General features: G+C 62.3%; 23 protein-coding genes. 14 read left to right on the forward strand and 9 right to left on the reverse strand.

All coding sequences use genetic code 11. The annotated features are described in order from the left end of the window. The first annotated feature begins 29 nt into the window (after positions 1 to 29). Genes YH3_RS10695 through YH3_RS10705 form a run of 3 tightly spaced genes read left to right on the forward strand, consistent with a single transcriptional unit; the run spans position 30 to position 3036 of the window. Positions 30 to 1112 (forward strand): MoxR family ATPase, encoded by a 1083-nt coding sequence (locus tag YH3_RS10695; RefSeq protein ID WP_054187807.1) that lies wholly within the window; start codon positions 30 to 32, stop codon positions 1110 to 1112. Then, positions 1109 to 2632, forward strand: a complete 1524-nt coding sequence (locus YH3_RS10700) for a VWA domain-containing protein (RefSeq protein WP_064443329.1) — start codon at positions 1109 to 1111, stop codon at positions 2630 to 2632. The genes YH3_RS10695 and YH3_RS10700 overlap by 4 nt, the downstream gene beginning before the upstream one ends. A gap of 56 nt (positions 2633 to 2688) precedes the next feature. Beyond that, positions 2689 to 3036 carry a hypothetical protein gene (locus tag YH3_RS10705; RefSeq protein WP_064443330.1) on the forward strand — a complete coding sequence of 116 codons (348 nt, stop codon included), beginning with the start codon at positions 2689 to 2691 and terminating at the stop codon, positions 3034 to 3036. Here the strand turns inward: YH3_RS10705 and YH3_RS10710 are convergent. Then, a complete protein-coding gene (locus YH3_RS10710) occupies positions 3025 to 3444 on the reverse strand; it encodes an RNHCP domain-containing protein (RefSeq protein WP_037129880.1) in 420 nt (139 codons plus the stop codon). The genes YH3_RS10705 and YH3_RS10710 overlap by 12 nt on opposite strands. A gap of 11 nt (positions 3445 to 3455) precedes the next feature. Continuing rightward, positions 3456 to 3818, reverse strand: a complete 363-nt coding sequence (locus tag YH3_RS10715) for an RNHCP domain-containing protein (protein WP_064443331.1) — start codon at positions 3816 to 3818, stop codon at positions 3456 to 3458. A 435-nt stretch (positions 3819 to 4253) separates the two neighbouring features. Here YH3_RS10715 and YH3_RS10720 point away from each other — a divergent pair, with 435 nt between their 5' ends. From YH3_RS10720 to YH3_RS10730, 3 genes are read left to right on the forward strand one after another with little or no spacing between them, the layout of a single operon-like run. Beyond that, positions 4254 to 5459: an iron-containing alcohol dehydrogenase gene (locus tag YH3_RS10720; RefSeq protein WP_003942060.1), complete on the forward strand. Its 1206-nt coding sequence runs from the start codon at positions 4254 to 4256 to the stop codon at positions 5457 to 5459. Between the two features lie 43 nt (positions 5460 to 5502). Continuing rightward, positions 5503 to 6876, forward strand: coding sequence for a GAF domain-containing sensor histidine kinase (locus YH3_RS10725; protein WP_064443332.1), 1374 nt, complete (start codon positions 5503 to 5505; stop codon positions 6874 to 6876). Further along, a complete protein-coding gene (locus YH3_RS10730) occupies positions 6873 to 7556 on the forward strand; it encodes a response regulator transcription factor (RefSeq protein ID WP_042453153.1) in 684 nt (227 codons plus the stop codon). Before YH3_RS10725 ends, YH3_RS10730 begins: the two co-directional genes overlap by 4 nt. On the opposite strand, the gene YH3_RS10735 is transcribed toward YH3_RS10730, so the two are convergent. Beyond that, complete coding sequence (locus tag YH3_RS10735; protein ID WP_064443509.1) at positions 7553 to 8092, reverse strand: hypothetical protein; 540 nt, start codon at positions 8090 to 8092, stop codon at positions 7553 to 7555. The genes YH3_RS10730 and YH3_RS10735 overlap by 4 nt on opposite strands. 83 nt (positions 8093 to 8175) lie before the next feature. Further along, the gene (locus tag YH3_RS10740; protein WP_007728322.1) at positions 8176 to 8670 is read right to left on the reverse strand and encodes a GbsR/MarR family transcriptional regulator; all 495 of its coding nucleotides are present in this window, start codon (positions 8668 to 8670) and stop codon (positions 8176 to 8178) included. Positions 8671 to 8738: 68 nt separating this feature from the next. Between YH3_RS10740 and YH3_RS10745 the strand changes: the two genes are divergently transcribed. Next, the gene (locus YH3_RS10745; RefSeq protein ID WP_003942009.1) at positions 8739 to 9674 is read left to right on the forward strand and encodes an ABC transporter ATP-binding protein; all 936 of its coding nucleotides are present in this window, start codon (positions 8739 to 8741) and stop codon (positions 9672 to 9674) included. Continuing rightward, on the forward strand, positions 9671 to 11341 hold the full coding sequence (locus tag YH3_RS10750; RefSeq protein WP_064114061.1) for an ABC transporter permease: 1671 nt from the start codon (positions 9671 to 9673) through the stop codon (positions 11339 to 11341). Before YH3_RS10745 ends, YH3_RS10750 begins: the two co-directional genes overlap by 4 nt. A gap of 11 nt (positions 11342 to 11352) precedes the next feature. Here the strand turns inward: YH3_RS10750 and YH3_RS10755 are convergent, their stop codons facing one another. Both YH3_RS10755 and YH3_RS10760 read right to left on the reverse strand, forming a co-directional pair. After that, positions 11353 to 12141, reverse strand: a complete 789-nt coding sequence (locus tag YH3_RS10755) for a thioesterase family protein (RefSeq protein WP_042920993.1) — start codon at positions 12139 to 12141, stop codon at positions 11353 to 11355. Positions 12142 to 12374: 233 nt separating this feature from the next. Beyond that, positions 12375 to 12851 carry a MaoC/PaaZ C-terminal domain-containing protein gene (locus tag YH3_RS10760; RefSeq protein WP_064443510.1) on the reverse strand — a complete coding sequence of 159 codons (477 nt, stop codon included), beginning with the start codon at positions 12849 to 12851 and terminating at the stop codon, positions 12375 to 12377. Positions 12852 to 12961: 110 nt separating this feature from the next. Between YH3_RS10760 and YH3_RS10765 the strand changes: the two genes are divergently transcribed. Then, positions 12962 to 13387, forward strand: coding sequence for a DUF6314 family protein (locus tag YH3_RS10765; protein ID WP_064443333.1), 426 nt, complete (start codon positions 12962 to 12964; stop codon positions 13385 to 13387). Positions 13388 to 13403: 16 nt separating this feature from the next. Here the strand turns inward: YH3_RS10765 and YH3_RS10770 are convergent, their stop codons facing one another. Next, positions 13404 to 13616, reverse strand: coding sequence for a molybdopterin-binding protein (locus YH3_RS10770; RefSeq protein ID WP_003942061.1), 213 nt, complete (start codon positions 13614 to 13616; stop codon positions 13404 to 13406). A gap of 141 nt (positions 13617 to 13757) precedes the next feature. Here YH3_RS10770 and YH3_RS10775 point away from each other — a divergent pair, with 141 nt between their 5' ends. Further along, on the forward strand, positions 13758 to 13961 hold the full coding sequence (locus tag YH3_RS10775; RefSeq protein WP_007728313.1) for a DUF4287 domain-containing protein: 204 nt from the start codon (positions 13758 to 13760) through the stop codon (positions 13959 to 13961). A gap of 6 nt (positions 13962 to 13967) precedes the next feature. On the opposite strand, the gene mftM is transcribed toward YH3_RS10775, so the two are convergent. Both mftM and mftR read right to left on the reverse strand, forming a co-directional pair. Further along, on the reverse strand, positions 13968 to 14801 hold the full coding sequence (gene mftM / locus YH3_RS10780) for a mycofactocin oligosaccharide methyltransferase MftM (protein ID WP_042920988.1): 834 nt from the start codon (positions 14799 to 14801) through the stop codon (positions 13968 to 13970). Between the two features lie 29 nt (positions 14802 to 14830). After that, positions 14831 to 15430, reverse strand: coding sequence for a mycofactocin system transcriptional regulator (mftR, locus tag YH3_RS10785; protein WP_007728311.1), 600 nt, complete (start codon positions 15428 to 15430; stop codon positions 14831 to 14833). A gap of 150 nt (positions 15431 to 15580) precedes the next feature. Between mftR and mftA the strand changes: the two genes are divergently transcribed. The 4 genes from mftA to mftD all read left to right on the forward strand — a co-directional run bounded on the left by mftA (position 15581) and on the right by mftD (position 18476). Beyond that, entirely contained in the window at positions 15581 to 15676 is a 96-nt protein-coding gene (gene mftA / locus YH3_RS10790; RefSeq protein ID WP_063836238.1) for a mycofactocin precursor MftA, read from the forward strand. Next, the gene (gene mftB / locus YH3_RS10795) at positions 15661 to 15948 is read left to right on the forward strand and encodes a mycofactocin biosynthesis chaperone MftB (RefSeq protein WP_007728309.1); all 288 of its coding nucleotides are present in this window, start codon (positions 15661 to 15663) and stop codon (positions 15946 to 15948) included. Before mftA ends, mftB begins: the two co-directional genes overlap by 16 nt. A 76-nt stretch (positions 15949 to 16024) precedes the next feature. Then, on the forward strand, positions 16025 to 17242 hold the full coding sequence (gene mftC / locus YH3_RS10800) for a mycofactocin radical SAM maturase (protein WP_003942089.1): 1218 nt from the start codon (positions 16025 to 16027) through the stop codon (positions 17240 to 17242). Positions 17243 to 17297: 55 nt separating this feature from the next. Continuing rightward, positions 17298 to 18476, forward strand: coding sequence for a pre-mycofactocin synthase MftD (gene mftD / locus YH3_RS10805; protein WP_003942047.1), 1179 nt, complete (start codon positions 17298 to 17300; stop codon positions 18474 to 18476). The last annotated feature ends 17 nt before the right edge of the window (positions 18477 to 18493 follow it).

Consider the following 18493-nt stretch of genomic DNA (forward strand, 5'->3'; position numbering starts at 1 on the left):
AGGGGCTTGCCCCCCATGAAAGGTGTTCCATGTCCGGTCGCAGTTTCTCCAGCGGAATCGAAGTGAAAGATGCTCTGCGAGAGCAGGACTACATTGCCGATGACGAGTTCGCGGTAGTCGTTCATCTGGCGACGGCGCTGGGGCGCCCGCTCCTGCTCGAAGGGCCGGCCGGTGTCGGCAAGACGGAACTGGCTAAGTCTCTGGCTGCGATCGGGGGCCGCAAACTGGTGCGATTGCAGTGCTACGAAGGGCTGGACGACAATCGCGCCCTGTACGAATGGGACTACGCGAAGCAACTCCTGCACGTGCAGATGCTCCGCGACCGGATCAGCGATCAGGTTTCCGAATTCGACAGCGTCGCCGAAGCGTCCAAGTTTCTGGCCGATCAGGATTTCGGTTTGTACTCCGAGAACTTCCTGTCCGTACGGCCGCTGCTCGAAGCAATCCTCTCACCCGATCCGGTAGTACTTCTGGTCGACGAGGTGGACCGCACCGAGGAGTCGATGGAAGCACTGCTCCTGGAGATTCTCGCCGAACAGCAGGTCACCATTCCCGAGGTCGGTACGTTCGTTGCCCGCTCGCAGCCCTGGGTCATTCTGACGTCCAACGACACCCGCGAGCTCTCGCCCGCACTCAAGCGTCGTTGTCTGCATTACCATCTCGGCTATCCGACGTCGGAGCGTGAACGCGAGATCGTCACGGCCCGAGCGCCGGAGGTGGATTCGGCTACGGCCACCGAGGTCGTCGAATTGGCTCGCATCCTGCGTGACCTCCCGCTGCGCAAGAGTCCGTCCATCTCGGAGGTCATCGACGCGGCCAGAGCGGCAACAGTGCTCGCGGCCGGCGGATTCGACACCGCTTCCGACGCCAAGGTGCGCGACATCCTGCTCACGGCGTTGCTCAAGTACTCGTCCGATGTGACGCTGGCCAAGGAACGATTCGACGGAAAGCGTCTCGAATCACCGTCGCGTGACGGCGGCGAGCCGATCGAGCGGTCCACGGTGGCAAGCAAACCCGCCAACACGACGACGGCCGTGTTCCGGGGCACGGGTGGGCGTGACCCACATCAACAGGGAATCCGCGGCGGCAGCGGAATCCGTTCGACGCGATGACGACGCTCGGTGGCCTTGCTGTGTGGCAACCGTCGTTTGTTCTCGACGTGGTGTCCGCGAGTTTCGGCCGATTGCTGAGGGCGGCCGGAGTTTCCGCGTCACCGGCCGAGGTCATCGAGGTTCGGCGTGTTCTCGCGATGGTCGGCGCTTCGGATCGTGAGACGTTGCGAGCATGTCTTCGGGCAGTGTGCGCCAAGTACTCTCACGAGCAGGCCGGTTTCGATCGGGCATTCGACGCGCTGTTCCGGCCGGCCGCAGGCAAAGCGCACGGCGAGCGGATGGGTTCGCGCGCCGAGGTGGCGGACGGTCTGCCCACCGCGCTGGGGATCGACGAGGATCAAGAAGTTGGTCGGTACGCCGAGTACAACGAGCGTGCGGCCGAGGTCGGCGACTACTTCGACACTCCGGAAGCGGAGAAGGGCTTCAACCCGCACAAGGACGACGACGATGTGTCGATGACGTCGAGCGATGCCGAACTGTCGGTCGATACCGGTTCGGAGACCGGTCGACGCGGAGTCAGTTACACGGTCGACGTGGACCGTGCAGCATCGGCGGTGGTCGGTGACCTGAGCACCAGTGTTGCTGCAGCAGTGGTCGGCTCGTTGTCCTGGGACGATCCGACGTCGATCCTCGCCTGGTTGGATGCCTACGACCCGAGCAAAGCGTATGCAGATGTCTCCGACGACGGGCCGTTGACGCAAGCACAATTGAACCGGCTCGTCGAGGCGGTCGAAGCGTTCGTGCAAGCACTCTCGGCAGCTGCACTCGCCGAAACCGCTCCCGATGCGCCCGACAGTGAATCTGCCGCGGGCGCAACGCACAACGACATCGAACTCGCGTGCCACGAAGTGCTTCGGCGGATGAGAGGACCGTCCAGACCTCGGCCCCGTGAGCGCTCTCGTGGGCATCTCGACATGCGGCGCACGGTGCGTTCGAGCCTGCGCACCGACGGGATACCCTTCCATCTCGTCGTGAAAGCTCCTCGCCCCGATCGTGTTCGACTACTTCTCATCGCCGACGTGTCGCTGTCCGTGCGCCCCATCACCGCGTTCACTCTGCGCTTGGCTCAGGCAATGCATCGCCGAGCAGATCGTTGTGAAGTCCTCGCCTTCGTCGATCGTCCGGTCGACGTGACCGACACCCTTCTCGCCAGTAGTGGTGACGGCGCACTGGCCGCGGTACTCGCGCACCCGGGTCTGGATCTGGAAGCCAGCAGCGATTACGGGCGGGTGCTCACAGAATTGTTGGACGAGCACGGAAACACCTTGAACTCACGGACGTCTGTCATCATCGTGGGCGACGGTCGGTGCAACGGGTTGCCCCCGCAGGTGGACAAGCTCGAGGAACTCCGCCGAAAGGTCCACCGTCTGGCCTGGATCACGCCTGAACCACAGCGTTACTGGAACCAGGCATCGTGCGCGATGCCGGAGTATTCGGAGATCTGCGACGAGGTTGTTGTTGCCCGAGATGCCGCGCAACTGATGGCAAAGGCCGCCGAGCTGGGGCACGCACTTCGCTGATGTCAGTGCACTTCACCGATGTCACTGCGCGATCTGTCGTGAACTAGTTTGATCTCGTGTCCGAAATCAGGGGATCGATCTGGCGACCGATCGCGGCGCTGACAGTGCTCGGCGCCGTGTGTGGGGTTGTGGCGCTCGGCGTGTTTCAGTGGTGGTGGAAGTCGTTGGCGTCACCGCACATTCTCACCGGAGGATCCTATCGGGAGCCGTTTTCCGAACCGACATACACCGGACCCATATTCATGGACCTCTTTCCGGCAGAACCTGCCCCGTGGTTGTACTCGGGACTGGTCCTCGGACCGACGGCGGTGGGCTTGCTCGCCGGGATCGTGTTCGTGGTCTTCGTCCGGTGTAATCGTGCGCAGAGCCGCGCGAGTACACCGGACGAATCATCAGAGCGCTAGCAACGCGCGCGAGCGCAGGCGAGGGTCTGCCAACGGACGTAGCGCCAAGCGCAGCAGGACCAAGACGTTGTCGTCGCCGGCAATCCTGTTGACTTTCAACGTATTGCACTCGACACACTGGTGAACGAGCATCCATTCACCGTCTTGACGGACCGACAGGCAGAGCGCCGCCATGGCACCTCGGCACTGTTGTGCTCGGTCGCCCGGAACGCGACCGTCCACGTGGCGGCTGGCCAGACAGTTCGGGCAGTGGTTCCGATGAGCGGTACCCGGCGCCGCAGTGGAGATGTCCAAACGGCATGTGAGACAACGGAAGCTCGATCCTTGTTCTCCACCGATTCCGTGCAGTACGTGCTTGGCCCGTTGCGGTGCCCGCCGCGGGCGGGTGCTGGGATTCCTACGTGGCATCTGATTCCTCCTCACAAGTCGCCGAAGGCTTCGAGCGGGAAGGGCGGGTGCGCGAGCGGCCGCACTGCCATTCTCATCAACAACAACTGGTTGTCGTCTCGGCTGACGGGGTTGGAGGTGAGCTCGAGGCACTGTGCGCAGCGGTGGATGATCATCCAATCGCCACTGCGCAGTACTGCGATCGAAATGGGAGCCATCCGCATTCCGCAGTCCGACGGTCCACCTTTCACCTGGTCGAACAGGTGTCGGGAATGCAGGCAACTGGGGCAGTGGTTTCGGCGATCACCATCGGGGCCGTACGTCATGACTGTGAGTCCGCACTGAATGCACGAGAAGGTGTCGGTTTTCGAGATGGAATTGTGTGATTGAGGCACTGGAGAACTCCTAGCTGAGTGAACAAAGCAGTAGGAGCAGGCCGAGGGGGCCTCGCGGCTGTCAGTCCGACGGTTCGAGGATCAGCATGTGACCCTCGAGGTTGCCGGCAGTGCAGGGGCGAGAGGCGCGCTCGGCGCGGGCTGGGTCATAAACACCTTCTGAATCGGTTCTACGGGCCACTCTGGCCGCAACCGAAAGTACAGCGGGACCTTCTCGCCGCGCCATTCATTTTCCCGAGACGCCTTACCTGCCCGAACGGGTAGGTAAGCGCCTCTCCTTCGGTGGGTGTGCCCCGTCTGCTGTCCGCGTAGGCTCGGGGCCAGCGATTGTAAGGTGGATCACACCAGTGTGTGCACGTGGGAGTTGATGCGCTGAGAGCGACGGATGCGAAATCCCGACCGGAGATCTCAGAGCAGCGAGAGGAGAGTGGGGTCGTGTCCGTGGCATACCCGGATGCTGTGAACCACGGTGTTCATCGCCGCGGCACTGCTGCTCGACTGGTCAAATTTCACGCCCCCGAGATCGTCTTCGGTATCGGTTCCCTGGTCGAGGCAGCACACGCGACTCTGAGGTTCGGCGGGTTCCGACCATTCCTGGTCACCGATCCCGGTCTGATCGACGCGGGGTGGGTCAGCGAACTCGAAGACCATCTCACGGAGCAGGGATTGACGGCGACGGTGTGGTCAGGGCTGACGCCCAATCCCAAGGACTTCGAGATCGCGGCCGGTTTCGAGGTGTACCAGGAAGGCGAGTGTGACGTCATCATCGCGCTCGGCGGCGGTTCGGTCATCGACGCGGCTAAAGGTGTAGCCGTCCTCGCTGCCAACGGTGGCAACATACTCGACTACGAGGGGGTAGATCAGGCGACCAAACCGATCCCGCCGTTGGTGATGGTTCCCACCACGTCCGGCACGGGCGCGGACGTGTCGCAGTTCTGCATCGTCACGGACACGACCCGCGGCACCAAGATCACCATCATCGGCCGGGCGCTGGTTCCAGATGTGACGGTCATCGATCCGCGGTTGCTCACGACGATGCCCGAGTGGCTCAATGCGGCAACAGGATTGGACGCACTGACGCACGGAATCGAAGCCTTCGTCTCACTGGCGCACAATCCGTTGACCGATCATCACGCGCTCCGCGCTGTCGGCCTCGTGACCGAGAATCTGGTGCACACGATCCAGGACCCGATGGAGATGGAAGCTCGATCGGTGATGGCGCAGGCGAGCCTCGAGGCCGGGTTGGCGTTCACCAACGCGATACTCGGAGCCGCGCACGCCATGAGCCATCAGGTGGGCGGCATGCTCGACCTTCCGCACGGCGTCATCAACGGAATTCTCTTGCCCCACGTCATCCGGTTCAATTCCACCACGGACGCCGCCCCCTTTGTCGCCATCGCTGCGGCACTGAGTCTTCCCGAGCAACGCGGCACCCCGGAGGAAGCAGCGCTGGCAGTGGCCGACCGGGTCGAACGTCTCGCACGGGAGGTCGGTGTGCCGAAGGGGCTGGGGGAGTTGGGTGTTCGCGAGGAAGACCTGAGTAGGCTCGCCAGCTTCGCGTTGCTCGACGCCTGCATGTCCACCAATCCCAGGGAAGCGACGCAGGAACAGATGGTGGCGTTGTTCCGAGGTGCCTTGTGAAGATGGACGCTGTGAAGAGGGCCGCTGTGAATTGGTGCAGGCGATGACCGCGGACCTGTCCCGGCTCACCGGATTACGATCGGGTAAGAGTTCGTTCTACCCGCAGTATCGCGGTGCGGCCGAGCGCCTCGAACGCGTCGTGCATGCCTTGGAGTTGATCTCGCGGGCTTTGGTGCGCACCGTCGAGGGGCCGGAAACCCTCGTCTGCGCGGTCGCGGAAGCTGCCCGTGCGCATCTGAGTGCCAACTGGATGGTCTTCGCCTTGGCTGACGGAACTTTGCCCGACGCCGGACCACGGCGACTGGTTCTCGGCCCGGACGCCACCCCTTTTCTGGTCGACAACGTCGAGGGGCCGCCACTTCCGGAGGATGTCGTCGAATGCCTCGACGACATCCGGTACGGAAGAATCGAATCCAACTCGGTGATCGACGCGCACTACGCGTTTGTGCCGATCGTGCTCGGTGGCGGCGTGGTAGGTGCCTTTGCGGCCTGGACGCCGGCCAACCGAACCCTCGACACGACGGACGGAGCCGTGCTCAGCATTCTGGCCAGCCAGACTGCTGTGGCTCTGCAGAATTCGGCGCTCTATCAGCGCGGACAACTACTGCTCGAGCGTGCCGAAGATGCGTATGCGGAGGCCAATCGTACTGCAGCCGACCTTGCGGTGCGCAACAGCGAATTGGAGTCCACTCAGCGTCAACTCGGAGTGGCGCACCGGCACCAAGTGGTCGACGACGAACGTCACCGGATCGCCCGCGAACTGCACGACAGTGTGACACAGGCGGTGTTGTCGGCCGGCATGCAGATCGAGGTCTGCCGGAGTGACATCCCGGAGGCTGAACGCAGTGAAAGACTGGACTTGGCAAAGGATTTGACCAGGAGGGCGGTCGAGCAGCTTCGTTCGGCGATCTACGCGCTCAATCATTCGTCGGACGCGGACCGGACGTCGTTGCCCGAGATGCTCGAGCAGCTCGGCGTGGTTCACATGCCGGACGAGTTGGCGGTGAGCGTTCGCGTCGGCGGTACCCCGACCGAACTTCCGGGCGATGCCGAACACGCTCTTCTCCGGATCGCGGGGGAAGCGCTCTTCAATGCAGCGGTCCATGCTCACGCGAATCGGGCGGTGCTTCGTCTGACCTATCGGGCGGACTCCGTGTTGCTGTCGGTCTCCGACGACGGTGACGGCGACCCTGCGCGAATGCGTCTGATCCTCAAACTCGCAGCCACCAACGACGTCGACGGCCGCCATCGCGGTCTCGCGAACATGCAGGCGCGAACACTCGAGTTGGGTGGTGCGCTCGAAGTACGGCGCGCGCGGATCGGTGGGATTCAGATTCTCGTGCGACTACCACTGCCGTTCGACTCGGGCATGGAAAACCTTTGCTCCACCACTGAAATCGAGAGCGAGGAATCATGACTACTGCGCGTCCCGTCATCACCCGCGGAGCATCGCCGGTTCTGGGATTGGTTCGAATCGTCCTGGTCGACGACCATGCAATTCTGCGGCAAGGGCTCCGCTCGGTTCTCGAGCGCGAAAGCGATCTCGAGATCGTGGGGGAGGCGTCGTCCCTCGCCGAGGCACTCGCCGTGGTCGACAAGGTCGGCCCGGACATCGTCCTGATGGATCTCAAACTCTCCGCCAGTTCGGACTACGAGGGACTGACCCTGTGTGGCCAGCTGTCCTCGGCGCATCCCGGCCTCGGACTGTTGGTTCTCACCACGTTTCTCGACGATCAACTGGTGGTGCGAGCGGTGCACGCGGGTGCTCGCGGCTATGTCGTCAAAGACGTCGACACCACCGAATTGGTGCGTGCGATCAGGGCGGTCTCGCGGGGTGAGAGTGCGTTCGATTCGCGCAGCGCGTCAGCTGTCGTGCGATCGCTCAACGGGCAGTCGTCGTCGAAAGAACGATTGACCGATCGCGAACTCGAAGTGCTCAGACTCCTCGCAAACGGCTTGTCCAACATCAAGATCGGTGAGAGATTGTTCATCTCACCGACCACCGTCAAGTTTCACGTCAGCAACATCATGCGCAAACTCGAGGTGAGCCGTCGAGCAGAGGCCGTCTATGCCGCGAGTAAGCAAGGTCTGATCTAGCTCTGCTCGGAGACCGTCCAGGCGCGCAGCGCTTGATGCTGTAGGAGGAGCACGCTCGAACGAGTTGTGCGCAGAGTCGACGCGGTCATCTCGGCAGTCAGACCCACTGCGATTCGTAGTACCAGAACCTCACGTTGGTCGTCGGTCAGGCGACGCGGGCGTTTGAATTGTCCGTCGATGTTGCGTGACTGGGGAATTGACGCAATTCGTCGAGAGGCCAACTCGTACGCGAAGGTCTCGATGCGTGTGTCGGCCGAGATCGTGTCGGACATTCGTGTGACGACGTCCAGGGTGCATTGGTGGGCGAGATCGTCGGCGAATGTCGCGACGGGCGTCCCGAGGAGTCTGGCGCGATAGTAGAGAACGACGCGAGGGTGCAACCGGGCCAGTAGTTTCGACAGTGCATGGTGATCACCGGCGAATGCCTCGGCGGCGGTGCGATTCAGGGAAATCGATCGTTCACAGGTTTCGGGTGAAGTGGTACGCGCGAAGGGTGGAGTCGGTGAAGTGTTCGCGCCCCTGATCGACAGCTTCATCAGCAACTCCTCGATTACACCGCACCTGACCATGCTGGAACGAGAATTGAGGTACCCCGCCGAAATTGCGGGTAAACCTGAAGTTACCTGCCAGGTGTCCGGTCTTTTCGCCGGGAGCGCCAGTCCGCGAGCATTCGCGGCATTTCCGCGGCCATGAAGTCGAAGAAGTCGCGCAGATCTGCCATACGATCGCCGGCGGTTGTTCCTTCACCGAGGACTCGTATGCCCTCGTCCGCAACTGCCGAGACCTGGTAGAGCGAGGACTGTTTCGTGACAAACGCGTCGGCCCACATGTCGACGCTGACGCAGTAGTGCTGACGCCGCGATCCGGGGACGGCCACACGCTCGATCAATCCGACTTGCTGGAGGTATCTGACGGCTCCGGAAATGGCGGCGGGGCTCACTCCCAACCGAGATCCGAGATCTCCTGGCGTGGACGAGGGTGTCTCGCTGGTCATCAACGCGGCCCAGACGCGGGCGGGCATCGGCGGAAAACCCATGTCGCTCAGTACGAGTGAGAGTCGCTCGACATAGTGTCGGCTCTCGTCCGGTGCAACGGTGTGGCTGGTGTCGGTCATCGGAACCCTTCGATCTTTCCGTCTTTTCTATCTTCACACATTTGTGAAATCGGCGTACGGTCAAATTCATGGGTGCGGCAATTTCAGTGAAAAGCCTCGTCAAGACCTTCGGTACCACCCGCGCGCTGGACGGCCTCGACCTCGACGTCTCGACGGGTGAAGTGCACGGATTCCTGGGGCCGAACGGTTCCGGAAAGTCCACCACTATTCGGGTGCTCCTCGGCCTGCTCCGCTCGGACTCCGGAGACGCAACCGTTCTCGGCGGCGATCCGTGGCGAGACGCTGTTACTTTGCATCGACGTCTCGCCTATGTGCCTGGCGACGTGAATCTGTGGCCCAACCTCACCGGCGGTGAGGCTATCGATCTGTTGGCGGGCCTGCGCGGTGGCTTGGACCGAAAACGCCGCAGCGAGTTGCTCGATCGCTTCGAATTGGACCCGACCAAGAAGGCGCGTACGTACTCGAAAGGTAACCGGCAGAAGGTTGCACTCGTGGCCGCGTTCTCGTCCGACGTCGACCTTTACGTCCTCGACGAACCCACATCGGGGCTCGACCCGTTGATGGAGGCGGTATTCCAGGACTGCGTCGAGGAGGTGGCTCACGCCGGAAAGACGGTACTGCTGTCGAGCCATATCCTCGCCGAGGTCGAAGCGCTGTGCGATCGTGTGAGCATCATCCGCGACGGGCGGACGGTGGAAGAGGGAACACTGTCCGAACTCAGGCATCTCACGCGCACGTCCGTCGCGGCGGAGACGCAGCGTCCGATCGGTGGACTCGACGGACTCGGCGGTGTCCACGACGCGGTGATCGACGGTAACCACGTCACCTGCGAAGTCGACAGCGCGCAACTCGGACCACTCATGACGTACTTGGTCGGATTCGGAATCGTGGCGCTCACTTCCACTCCGCCGACTCTCGAAGAACTTTTCTTGCGGCATTACGGTGACGAACGGGCCAGGGAGACTTCGGTACACCTGCGAGCCGAGACCGGAGTACGGCCGTGACCGTTGTTGTCGAGGCCGCTTCACCGGTACCGGCCTCGGCAAGTCAATTCACCGGCACACGCCGACTGGTTCGGCTGGCTTTGCGGCGGGACCGAATTCAGCTCTCCGTGTGGGTTATCTCCATCGTCTTGTTCATGCTGCTGGTTGTCGCCAGTGTGACCGGGCTGTACTCGACACCCGAGGAATTACGAAACATCGCAGTCAGTTCCGCGGTATCGCCGGTCGCGCTGGCGACCAACGGGATCGTGTCCGGTGATTCGCAGGGCGCGATAGTCGCCAGTCAGTCGGTGCTCGTGTTCGCGTTGGTGGCCGCATTGATGAGCACCCTTGCGGTGGTTCGCCATACGCGACAGAACGAGGAGACCGGCCGAGCCGAGATGATCGGTGCAGCGGTGGTAGGTCGACGAGCGCTCCTGACCTCCGCACTGATCGTAACGGTCGGTGCGAACGTCGTTCTTGCACTGGGAATTGCACTGGGATCGATCGCCGTCGGTTTGCCTGTCGTCGGTTCGTTCGCGTTGGGCGCCTCGATAGGTGGGACCGGAATCGCGTTTGCCGGAGTGGCAGCCGTGACGGCGCAGATCACCGACGGTGCTCGTACGGCCAACGGCCTGGCGGGTGCCGCGATCGGCGTTGCGTTCATGCTGCGCGCGATCGGCGACGTGAACAGTACGGTCGTCGACGACGGAACTCGCGTGGTCAGTGGCTGGTTGTCGTGGCTCTCGCCGATCGGATGGGCACAACAGATCAGACCTTTCGACGACGACGCCTGGTGGATCCTTTTGTTGCTGCTCGGATTTGCGGCTGTGCACGTGGTGGTGGCTTTTGTTCTCATCGGCCATCGCGATCAGGGAGCGGGGCTCGTACAGCCCCGTCCCGGCCCGCCAGTCGCGGCATCGTGGCTACCGTCGGCCTGGGGCCTGGCGTGGCGCATGCAGCGAATGACGATGTTCTGGTGGATCTTTGCCGTTGTCGTTCTCGGGTTCGCCTACGGCGCTGTGGGCAACGAGATCGACGCGATGGTGGGATCGTCGCAGCAGACTGCGGAGATGTTCGAGAAACTTGGCGGCGGCGGATCGGATCTGGTGGATTCCTACTTGGCCACTGCTCTGGGGCTCACGTCGATAGTCATCGCGGCGTATTCGGTCCAGAGTCTTCTCCGGATGCGGGGCGAGGAAACATCGGGACGGCTCGAACCGTTGCTGGCAACGTCTTTGTCGCGGTGGAAGTGGATGCTTTCCCACCTGGGTGTGGTTGTGGGCGGCGTGATCCTCGCGCACGTCTTGATGGGTGCCTTCACCGGTTTTGCCTTCGGGCTCGTCACGGACGACATCGGCGGCAACACACTTCGTATGACTGGCGCCGCGTTGGCCTATCTGCCTGCGGTGCTCGTAGTCGTGGGGTTGGTGTCGTTGGCTTTCGGACTGTTTCCGACGTACGCGTCGGCGCTCTCCTGGGGAATCTTGGCGGCATGCATCGTGCTCGGGCAACTCGGCACGTTGCTGAAGCTTCCGCAGGTAGTGCTGGATCTGTCGCCCTTCACCCACGTGCCGGGTGCCCCTGCCGAGCCGGTAACAGTTCTGCCACTGCTGGCAATGATCGTTGTGGCAGTAGCGCTTTCGACAGCATCGCTTGTTGCGTTCCGTGCTCGCGACCTCCAGGTGTAGGAGAGCTGAACTCAACTAAGAATTCGACGAAGCTGGCGAGCCCGAGCAGCAAGTCGTCCGGTCGAGTCGAATAGTTCGGATTCGTCAACACAGAGAGTGTCCGTCGCCCAGGCAGTCCCGTGGCGTAGGCGATACCACGGTGACAGCGTTCGGGGATCTGCCGTGAGGTGCTCCGGTGTGAAATGCGCGGTGAACTCGATGGTCGGTATGGCCACGGGCATCGTCAGTGTCGCGAACAGTCCGGGCGGAAGCGCGTCGAGAAGGACCGCGGCACGCTCTTGGGCCGTGAAATCGAGGTCTGTGAGCAGGCGGATCCAAACGTCGAATTCAGGGGAGTCGCCACCGGCGAACGGCCTCGCGGAATTGATCGGCCGGATGTCGAGGTGCTGGGCGAACGGCACAAAATCCACCGGAATCTCCAGCGGCGGCAGGGTTGACGGGTCGGCCGGAGCCGGTTCGGCGACAGGGGCGGACATTGTTGTAGCTCCTATGTCGCGGGCCAACCGAACGAGAGCGGATCCCGAACCGGTCAGCGTGACGTGGCAACTGACGGTCCGCCCGCCCCGCATCTCGCCGACAGTCAACTCGGCCGGCCCAGGAGGAACGGGGCGGTCCAGGTGCGCCGTAACTGCCAGCGGTTCGGCTCCGGACGCGTCGGCCGCCACTCGCAGCATCCGTGCAATTGCGAGTCCGCCCTGGATGCCGTCGAAACTCCGCCAACTGGAGTCGAATTCGGTGTGATGACGCGCTGCGTCGGTCGACGGCGCGGCCGCCACTGATGCCTGACTAGTAATTGCCATAGTCAGCACCCTAGATGCTGACTATGGCTATGGCAAGCTAGGGTCTATTCGGGAGTGCTGGACGACCCACCGAAGAGCATGTAGATGAGGATCTGAAGAATGCCGAGAGGATTGATCTCGCCGAGGCTGCTCATGTGTGAGGAACTCCTGATTGCAGGGATGGGTATTGTTGCGTCGCAACGTCACTGAAAGTACGGCAATTCGGACAGTGTGGTGCGAAATTTACCGATAATTCACTGTCCGAGAGTCGAGCGGCAGTGCAGGTAGGCGTCAGTGACCACGTCGAGAACGCGATTGCCGTGTGCATCGACCAATTTCGCTGTGATGGTCACCAATCCTCGCGCGCGATTGTCGAACACGACGTTGTCGACGGTGACCTTTCCGCTCAGGGTGTCACCGGGGCGAAGCGGACGGAGGAAGCTCACGTCGCGCATGGTTTTCCCGGCGATCACGTTCCACTGGTCGTAGAGACTGGCGACCACCAACTTCTGGCAGATCGACAGGGTGTGCAGCCCGCTGGCGATCAACCCGCCGAAGACGCCGGACTCGGCGGCTTCCTTGTCGATGTGAAACCACTGGGGATCCCACTGAGTTGCGAACTCGACGATTTCCTCTTCGGTCACCGAATACGAACCCAATGGGATCACTTGGCCGATCTCGAGATCCTCGGCGAACACTGCGCGTTTGTGAAGGGCGGCCGAATCGTTCATGGTTGTGAAAATCTCCTGCGTGTTCCGGGTGTACTCGGAACATACTCTCGCAGTGTGTTCGAGTCGGTCTCCGGTGTCGTCGGGCAATGCAGGGTCACTAGAATCGCCACATGGTCGACGACGCGAAAATCGAGCCGAGGGCGCTGGTAGGAAAGTGGCACTTCGAGCGGGACATCGTCGACCGCCTTTCTGGTTCCACCAAGCATGTATTCGGCGAGACCACTATCTCCGACGCCGGTGACGGTCTGATGCGCTGGTACGAGAGCGGCACGCTGCGTGACGGCGACCTGGAATTACCCGTGTTCCGAACTCTGTTCGTTGCCGAGCGCGGCCTCGAGTGGGCCGTGACATTCGAAGACGGCAGAGAGTTCCACGACTGGGCGCCGGGGGAGGAAGTCGAGCACCTGTGCGGTGCGGATACCTACCGCGGGCGAATCGACGTCACTGCCGGAGATCGATCGACCTGGACTGTCGTCTGGACCGTGACGGGGCCGAGCAAGGACTACACGATGACCACGCATCTCACCCGGCCCTGATCACATCGCTCGCCAGTTACTCGACGCCGATCGTCACCTCGGTGGACTTCACGAATACCGTTGCGGCTTGGCCTGGTTCAAGATCGAGATCCAGTGCGGCATCGCGGGTGATCGACGAGGTCACAATCTGATTCCCGCCGTCCAACTTCACCTTGACCGTCGCCATGACGGTGCCGAGGTTGACCTCGGTTATGGTGCCGGTGAGTTGATTTCGTGTGGACAGTCGCATCGCTGAACTCCTGTGCTCTCGGGTGGGTGTTCTTCGACCATAATGCGATGGTCGCGTATCTACCCAGCGATTCCGCAGGTGCGGACATGCGGGCGCCGCCGGTGCGCGAATATTGTCGGGCGGTGGAGGTAGATTCCGGTCATGACTGAACCCGTGAAAGGCCCGGCGTCGTATTTTCCGTCGATCGAGAAGAAGTACGGTCGGCCGATCGGTGAATGGCAAGAGCTGATCAGAAGCTCAGACCTCACGAAGCACATGGAATTGGTCAACTGGTTGAAGTCGGAGCACGGTATGGGTCATGGGCACGCGAATGCGCTTGTCGCCCATACGCTGAAAGAAGGGTAGTTCTTTTCAGGCGGCCGATGCGTCCAGCACCAACCAGCCGCCGTGATGCTCGAATACCTCGAACGGCACACGGCTCTGCCGGCCGACCGCACGCAGTGACTCGAGATCGAAAGTGCGGATGTGGCCGTGGCACGCGGTGGCTTCGTCTTCGAAGGGGACGGCAAGGACGACCCGTTGACGCGCGATCCGGAGTGCTTGCGCGATCACGGCCTCGCCGACTGCGTCGTCGACGTGTTCGAGGAGATGAATCGCGGTGACGGTGTCGGCGCTGTTGTCCGGTGCCGGTACTTCACCCGCGTCGCAGATCACCGTGTCGATCGTGATGCCGAGTTCGGGGGCAACCGCGTCGAGCAGGATCATCGTTCCGGGCAGGATGTCCGTGGCGGTCACGTCCATTCCGGCGCGCGCGAGCCGCAGGGGCAGGAAACCGAAGCAGGAACCCAGATCGAGCACGGAACCGCGGACCAGCTCTTCGGCTTTGTCGTGAATCGGCGCGAAATCTGCAGTGCCGTCCAGTAGTTCGGCAAGTGAGTTCCGGTAGTAGGTGGTCCAGGATTCGAGAGCGCCGTCCACGGTGGAGCGAACCAGGCCGACCATCGTCAACTCGAATTCGTCCTGACCGAACTCCGCGTCCTGGATCGACGAGGTGACTCCGGCGACGAGTCGCTCACTCAGATCGGCGGGAGTGAGGGAGTGCCTGACGTGGAGGCGACCGCCTCGGCGATCGAGCGAGATCGGACCGGACTCGACGCGTTCGACGGTGACATGTCCGAACGACCACAAGCCCGGCGTCGACGGCGCCAGGGAATCCAGGACGGGTTCGTTCGTGATGGTGGACATGATCGCCTTTCTCAGGTGGTGATGCTTTCTCAGGTGCTGATACCGGTCCGCAGGGACTGCGTACCTGTTTTCAAGAGTTCCGGTAGCTCGAGTGAATCGTCGGTGAGCCACTGCTCGTACGCCGACATCGCGACCCCGAGCAGAAGATAGCCGACCGTGCGTGGGCCGTGATCGGTCGGCTCGAGATTCATTCGGCGTGCGACGTAGTCGGCGACCACCTGCCGCCAACCTTCGTACATCACCACAGAGTATGCCTGAAGCGTCGGAACTTCGAGGATCAATTCCATCCGTTTGCGATGTACCGCAGTCTCTTCCGGTGGGAAGGTGTTGAACGTCAACAATGCGGATTCGAGTGCGTCGACCAACGGAATATCAGCGGGCAGTGAATCCAGGTGCTCGCGCATCTCGTCGAGATGTCCGTCGAAGTCTCCCCAGGGGACGGCGTTCTTGGACGGGAAGTAGCGAAAGAAGGTCCGACGCGCGATGCCGGCGGCGTCGGCTATCTGGTCGACGCTCACCTCGTTGAAGCCGACTGTCGAAAACAGTTCGATCCCGATCGTGCTGATTCCCTCCTTCGTTGTGGAGGGGCGACGACCTATCCGAGCGGACGGTTTCTTGCGGCTACGCATACTTTTTTCGCTCCATGTGTGTCATTCTGCACTCGATGCCATTACAGTGGTGAACCGAGTCACAGTGAAGTCCCACTAGTGACCACCAACTCCCAGGTTGGAAGTCTGATCTACAGACTTCCAGACGGAGTGCGACCGCAGGAGGAATCCATGTCAGATCGTGACAACAAGGCGCTCGAGAACGACCTCGTCGAGGAGTCCCTCGTGGAGGAAGTTTCCATCGACGGCATGTGCGGCGTGTACTGACCGTGTCTGCTTTGGATCTCGATGCGGGGTGGAAACTCCACCCGCAGGTAGCGCTTCGCCCCGAACCTTTCGGGGCGTTGCTCTACCACTTCGGAACACGCAAGCTGTCGTTCCTGAAGAACACGACCATCGTTGCGGTGGTCAAGGCGTTGCCAGACCATCCTGATGTCCGGTCCGCACTACGTGCGCAAGGCATCGAAGATGACGCGGCTCCCCAATATGCCCGCGCGCTGAGCACTCTCGCCGACTCGCACATGATCGTGCCTGTCTGAGCCAGACGCTCGCCCCCACGTGCGGAACAGCCCTTCCGCACGTTCGCCCGCTTCATTTCTTCGCGAGGACACAGCCATGACCTCAGTTCTTGAACAGCCCTCCCCGCCCGCCAAGGTGGGTCGCCTCGTCGATCAGTTCGAACTCGGACTCGACGCCCCCATCTGCCTGACGTGGGAACTCACCTACGCCTGCAACCTGTCCTGCGTGCACTGCCTTTCGTCGTCGGGTCGTCGTGACCCCAACGAGCTGAGCACCGAACAGTGCAAGTCCATCATCGACGAGCTGCAGCGTATGCAGGTTTTCTACGTCAACATCGGTGGCGGCGAGCCGACGGTACGCTCCGACTTCTGGGAGCTCGTCGACTACGCGACCGACCACCAGGTTGGTGTGAAGTTCTCCACCAACGGCGTGAAGATCGACAAGAAGGTCGCGGCGCGCCTCGCAGCCAGTGACTACGTCGACGTGCAGATTTCCATCGACGGTGCCACCGCTGAGGTCAATGACGCTGTGCGCGGGCCTGGTTCGTTCGCGATGGCCGAGCGCGCTCTCGCGAACCTGAAGGAAGCCGGCTTCAAGGACGCCAAGATTTCGGTGGTCGTCACGCGGCACAACGTCAGTCAGCTCGACGAGTTCAAGGCTCTCGCGGACAAGTACGACGCGACCCTGCGCATCACTCGACTGCGTCCTTCGGGCCGCGGCGCCGACGTGTGGGACGACCTGCACCCGCGTCCGGAGCAGCAGCGTGAGCTCTACAACTGGCTGGTCGCCAATGGCGAAGGCGTCCTGACGGGCGACTCGTTCTTCCACCTCTCCGCCTTCGGCGATGCACTGCCCGGTCTCAATCTCTGTGGCGCGGGCCGCGTCGTGTGCCTGATCGACCCGGTCGGTGACGTGTACGCATGCCCCTTCGCGATTCACGAGCAGTTCCTCGCCGGAAACATCGTGAAAGACGGTGGATTCCAGGAAGTCTGGCAGCACTCGGACCTGTTCGAGGAGCTGCGATCGCCCCAAACCGGTGGCGCCTGCAGCAAGTGCAACCACTACGACTCCTGCCGCGGCGGCTGCATGGCGGCCAAGTTCTTCACCGGACTGCCGATGGACGGACCTGACCCCGAGTGCGTCATCGGCAACGGTGAAATGGCACTGGCGTCGGCGGGAGAGGTCCCGAAGTCCAGTGTCGACCACTCCCGTTCCGGTCAACGTAAGACCCCACGTGCATCGGTGCCACTGACACTGATGATGCGTCCGCCCGCCAAGATTTGTGACGAAAACCCGCTTGCGGGAATGCAGTAACTACTGCGCGATACCGACAGTGCGGCGAAAGCTGCACCCCAGAGAGGTCAGTTCAATGGCTAAGAATGCTTTCTTCGAGACGGTGGCAGAAGCACAGCGCCGCGCGAAGAAGAGGTTGCCCAAGTCCGTGTACGCGGCGTTGGTAGCGGGATCCGAGAAAGGGCTGACGGTCGACGACAACGTCGCGGCATTCAGCGAATTGGGTTTCGCTCCCCACGCTGCCGGGCTGTCGGACAAGCGCGAGATGTCCACCACCATTATGGGCCAGGACATTTCGTTGCCCGTCATGATTTCACCGACCGGTGTGCAGGCAGTGCACCCCGACGGTGAAGTAGCGGTAGCCCGTGCGGCTGCAGCACGGGGAACAGCCATCGGACTGAGTTCTTTTGCCAGCAAGTCCATCGAAGAAGTTGCCGCGGCCAACCCGCAGGTCTTCTTCCAGATGTATTGGGTCGGCAGCCGCGACGTGCTCCTGCAGCGTATGGAGCGCGCTCGCGCTGCCGGTGCCAAGGGCCTGATCATCACCACCGACTGGTCCTTCTCGTACGGTCGCGACTGGGGCAGCCCGTCCATCCCCGAAAAGATGGACCTCAAGGCGATGTTCCAGTTCGCACCCGAGGGAATCATGCGCCCGAAGTGGTTGCTCGAGTTCGCCAAGACCGGCAAGATCCCGGACCTGACCACCCCCAACCTCGCGGCTCCCGGCCAGCCTGCACCGACGTTCTTCGGCGCATACGGCGAGTGGATGCAGACTCCGCTTCCGACGTGGGAAGACATCGCCTGGCTTCGTGAGCAGTGGGGTGGACCGTTCATGCTCAAGGGCATCATGCGCATCGACGACGCCAAGCGAGCTGTCGACGCCGGTGTCTCCGCTATCTCGGTCTCCAACCACGGTGGTAACAACCTCGACGGCACCCCGGCGCCGATCCGTGTGCTCCCGGGCATTGCCGAGGCCGTGGGCGATCAGGTGGAAGTTGTTCTCGACGGCGGCATTCGACGCGGCGGCGACGTCGTCAAGGCGCTCGCACTCGGAGCCAAGGCCGTCATGCTCGGGCGCGCCTACCTGTGGGGCCTCTCGGCCAACGGCCAGGCCGGTGTCGAGAACGTGCTCGACCTCATGCGGATGGGCATCGACTCGGGGCTGATGGGCCTCGGCCACTCGTCCATCACCGAACTGAGCCCGGCGGACCTGGTGATTCCGGAAGGCTTCACACGCACATTGGGTGCCAGCTGAGATTACGGCTCCGATAG

Source organism: Rhodococcus sp. YH3-3, from assembly GCF_001653035.1.
GTDB lineage: Bacteria > Actinomycetota > Actinomycetes > Mycobacteriales > Mycobacteriaceae > Rhodococcus_F > Rhodococcus_F qingshengii.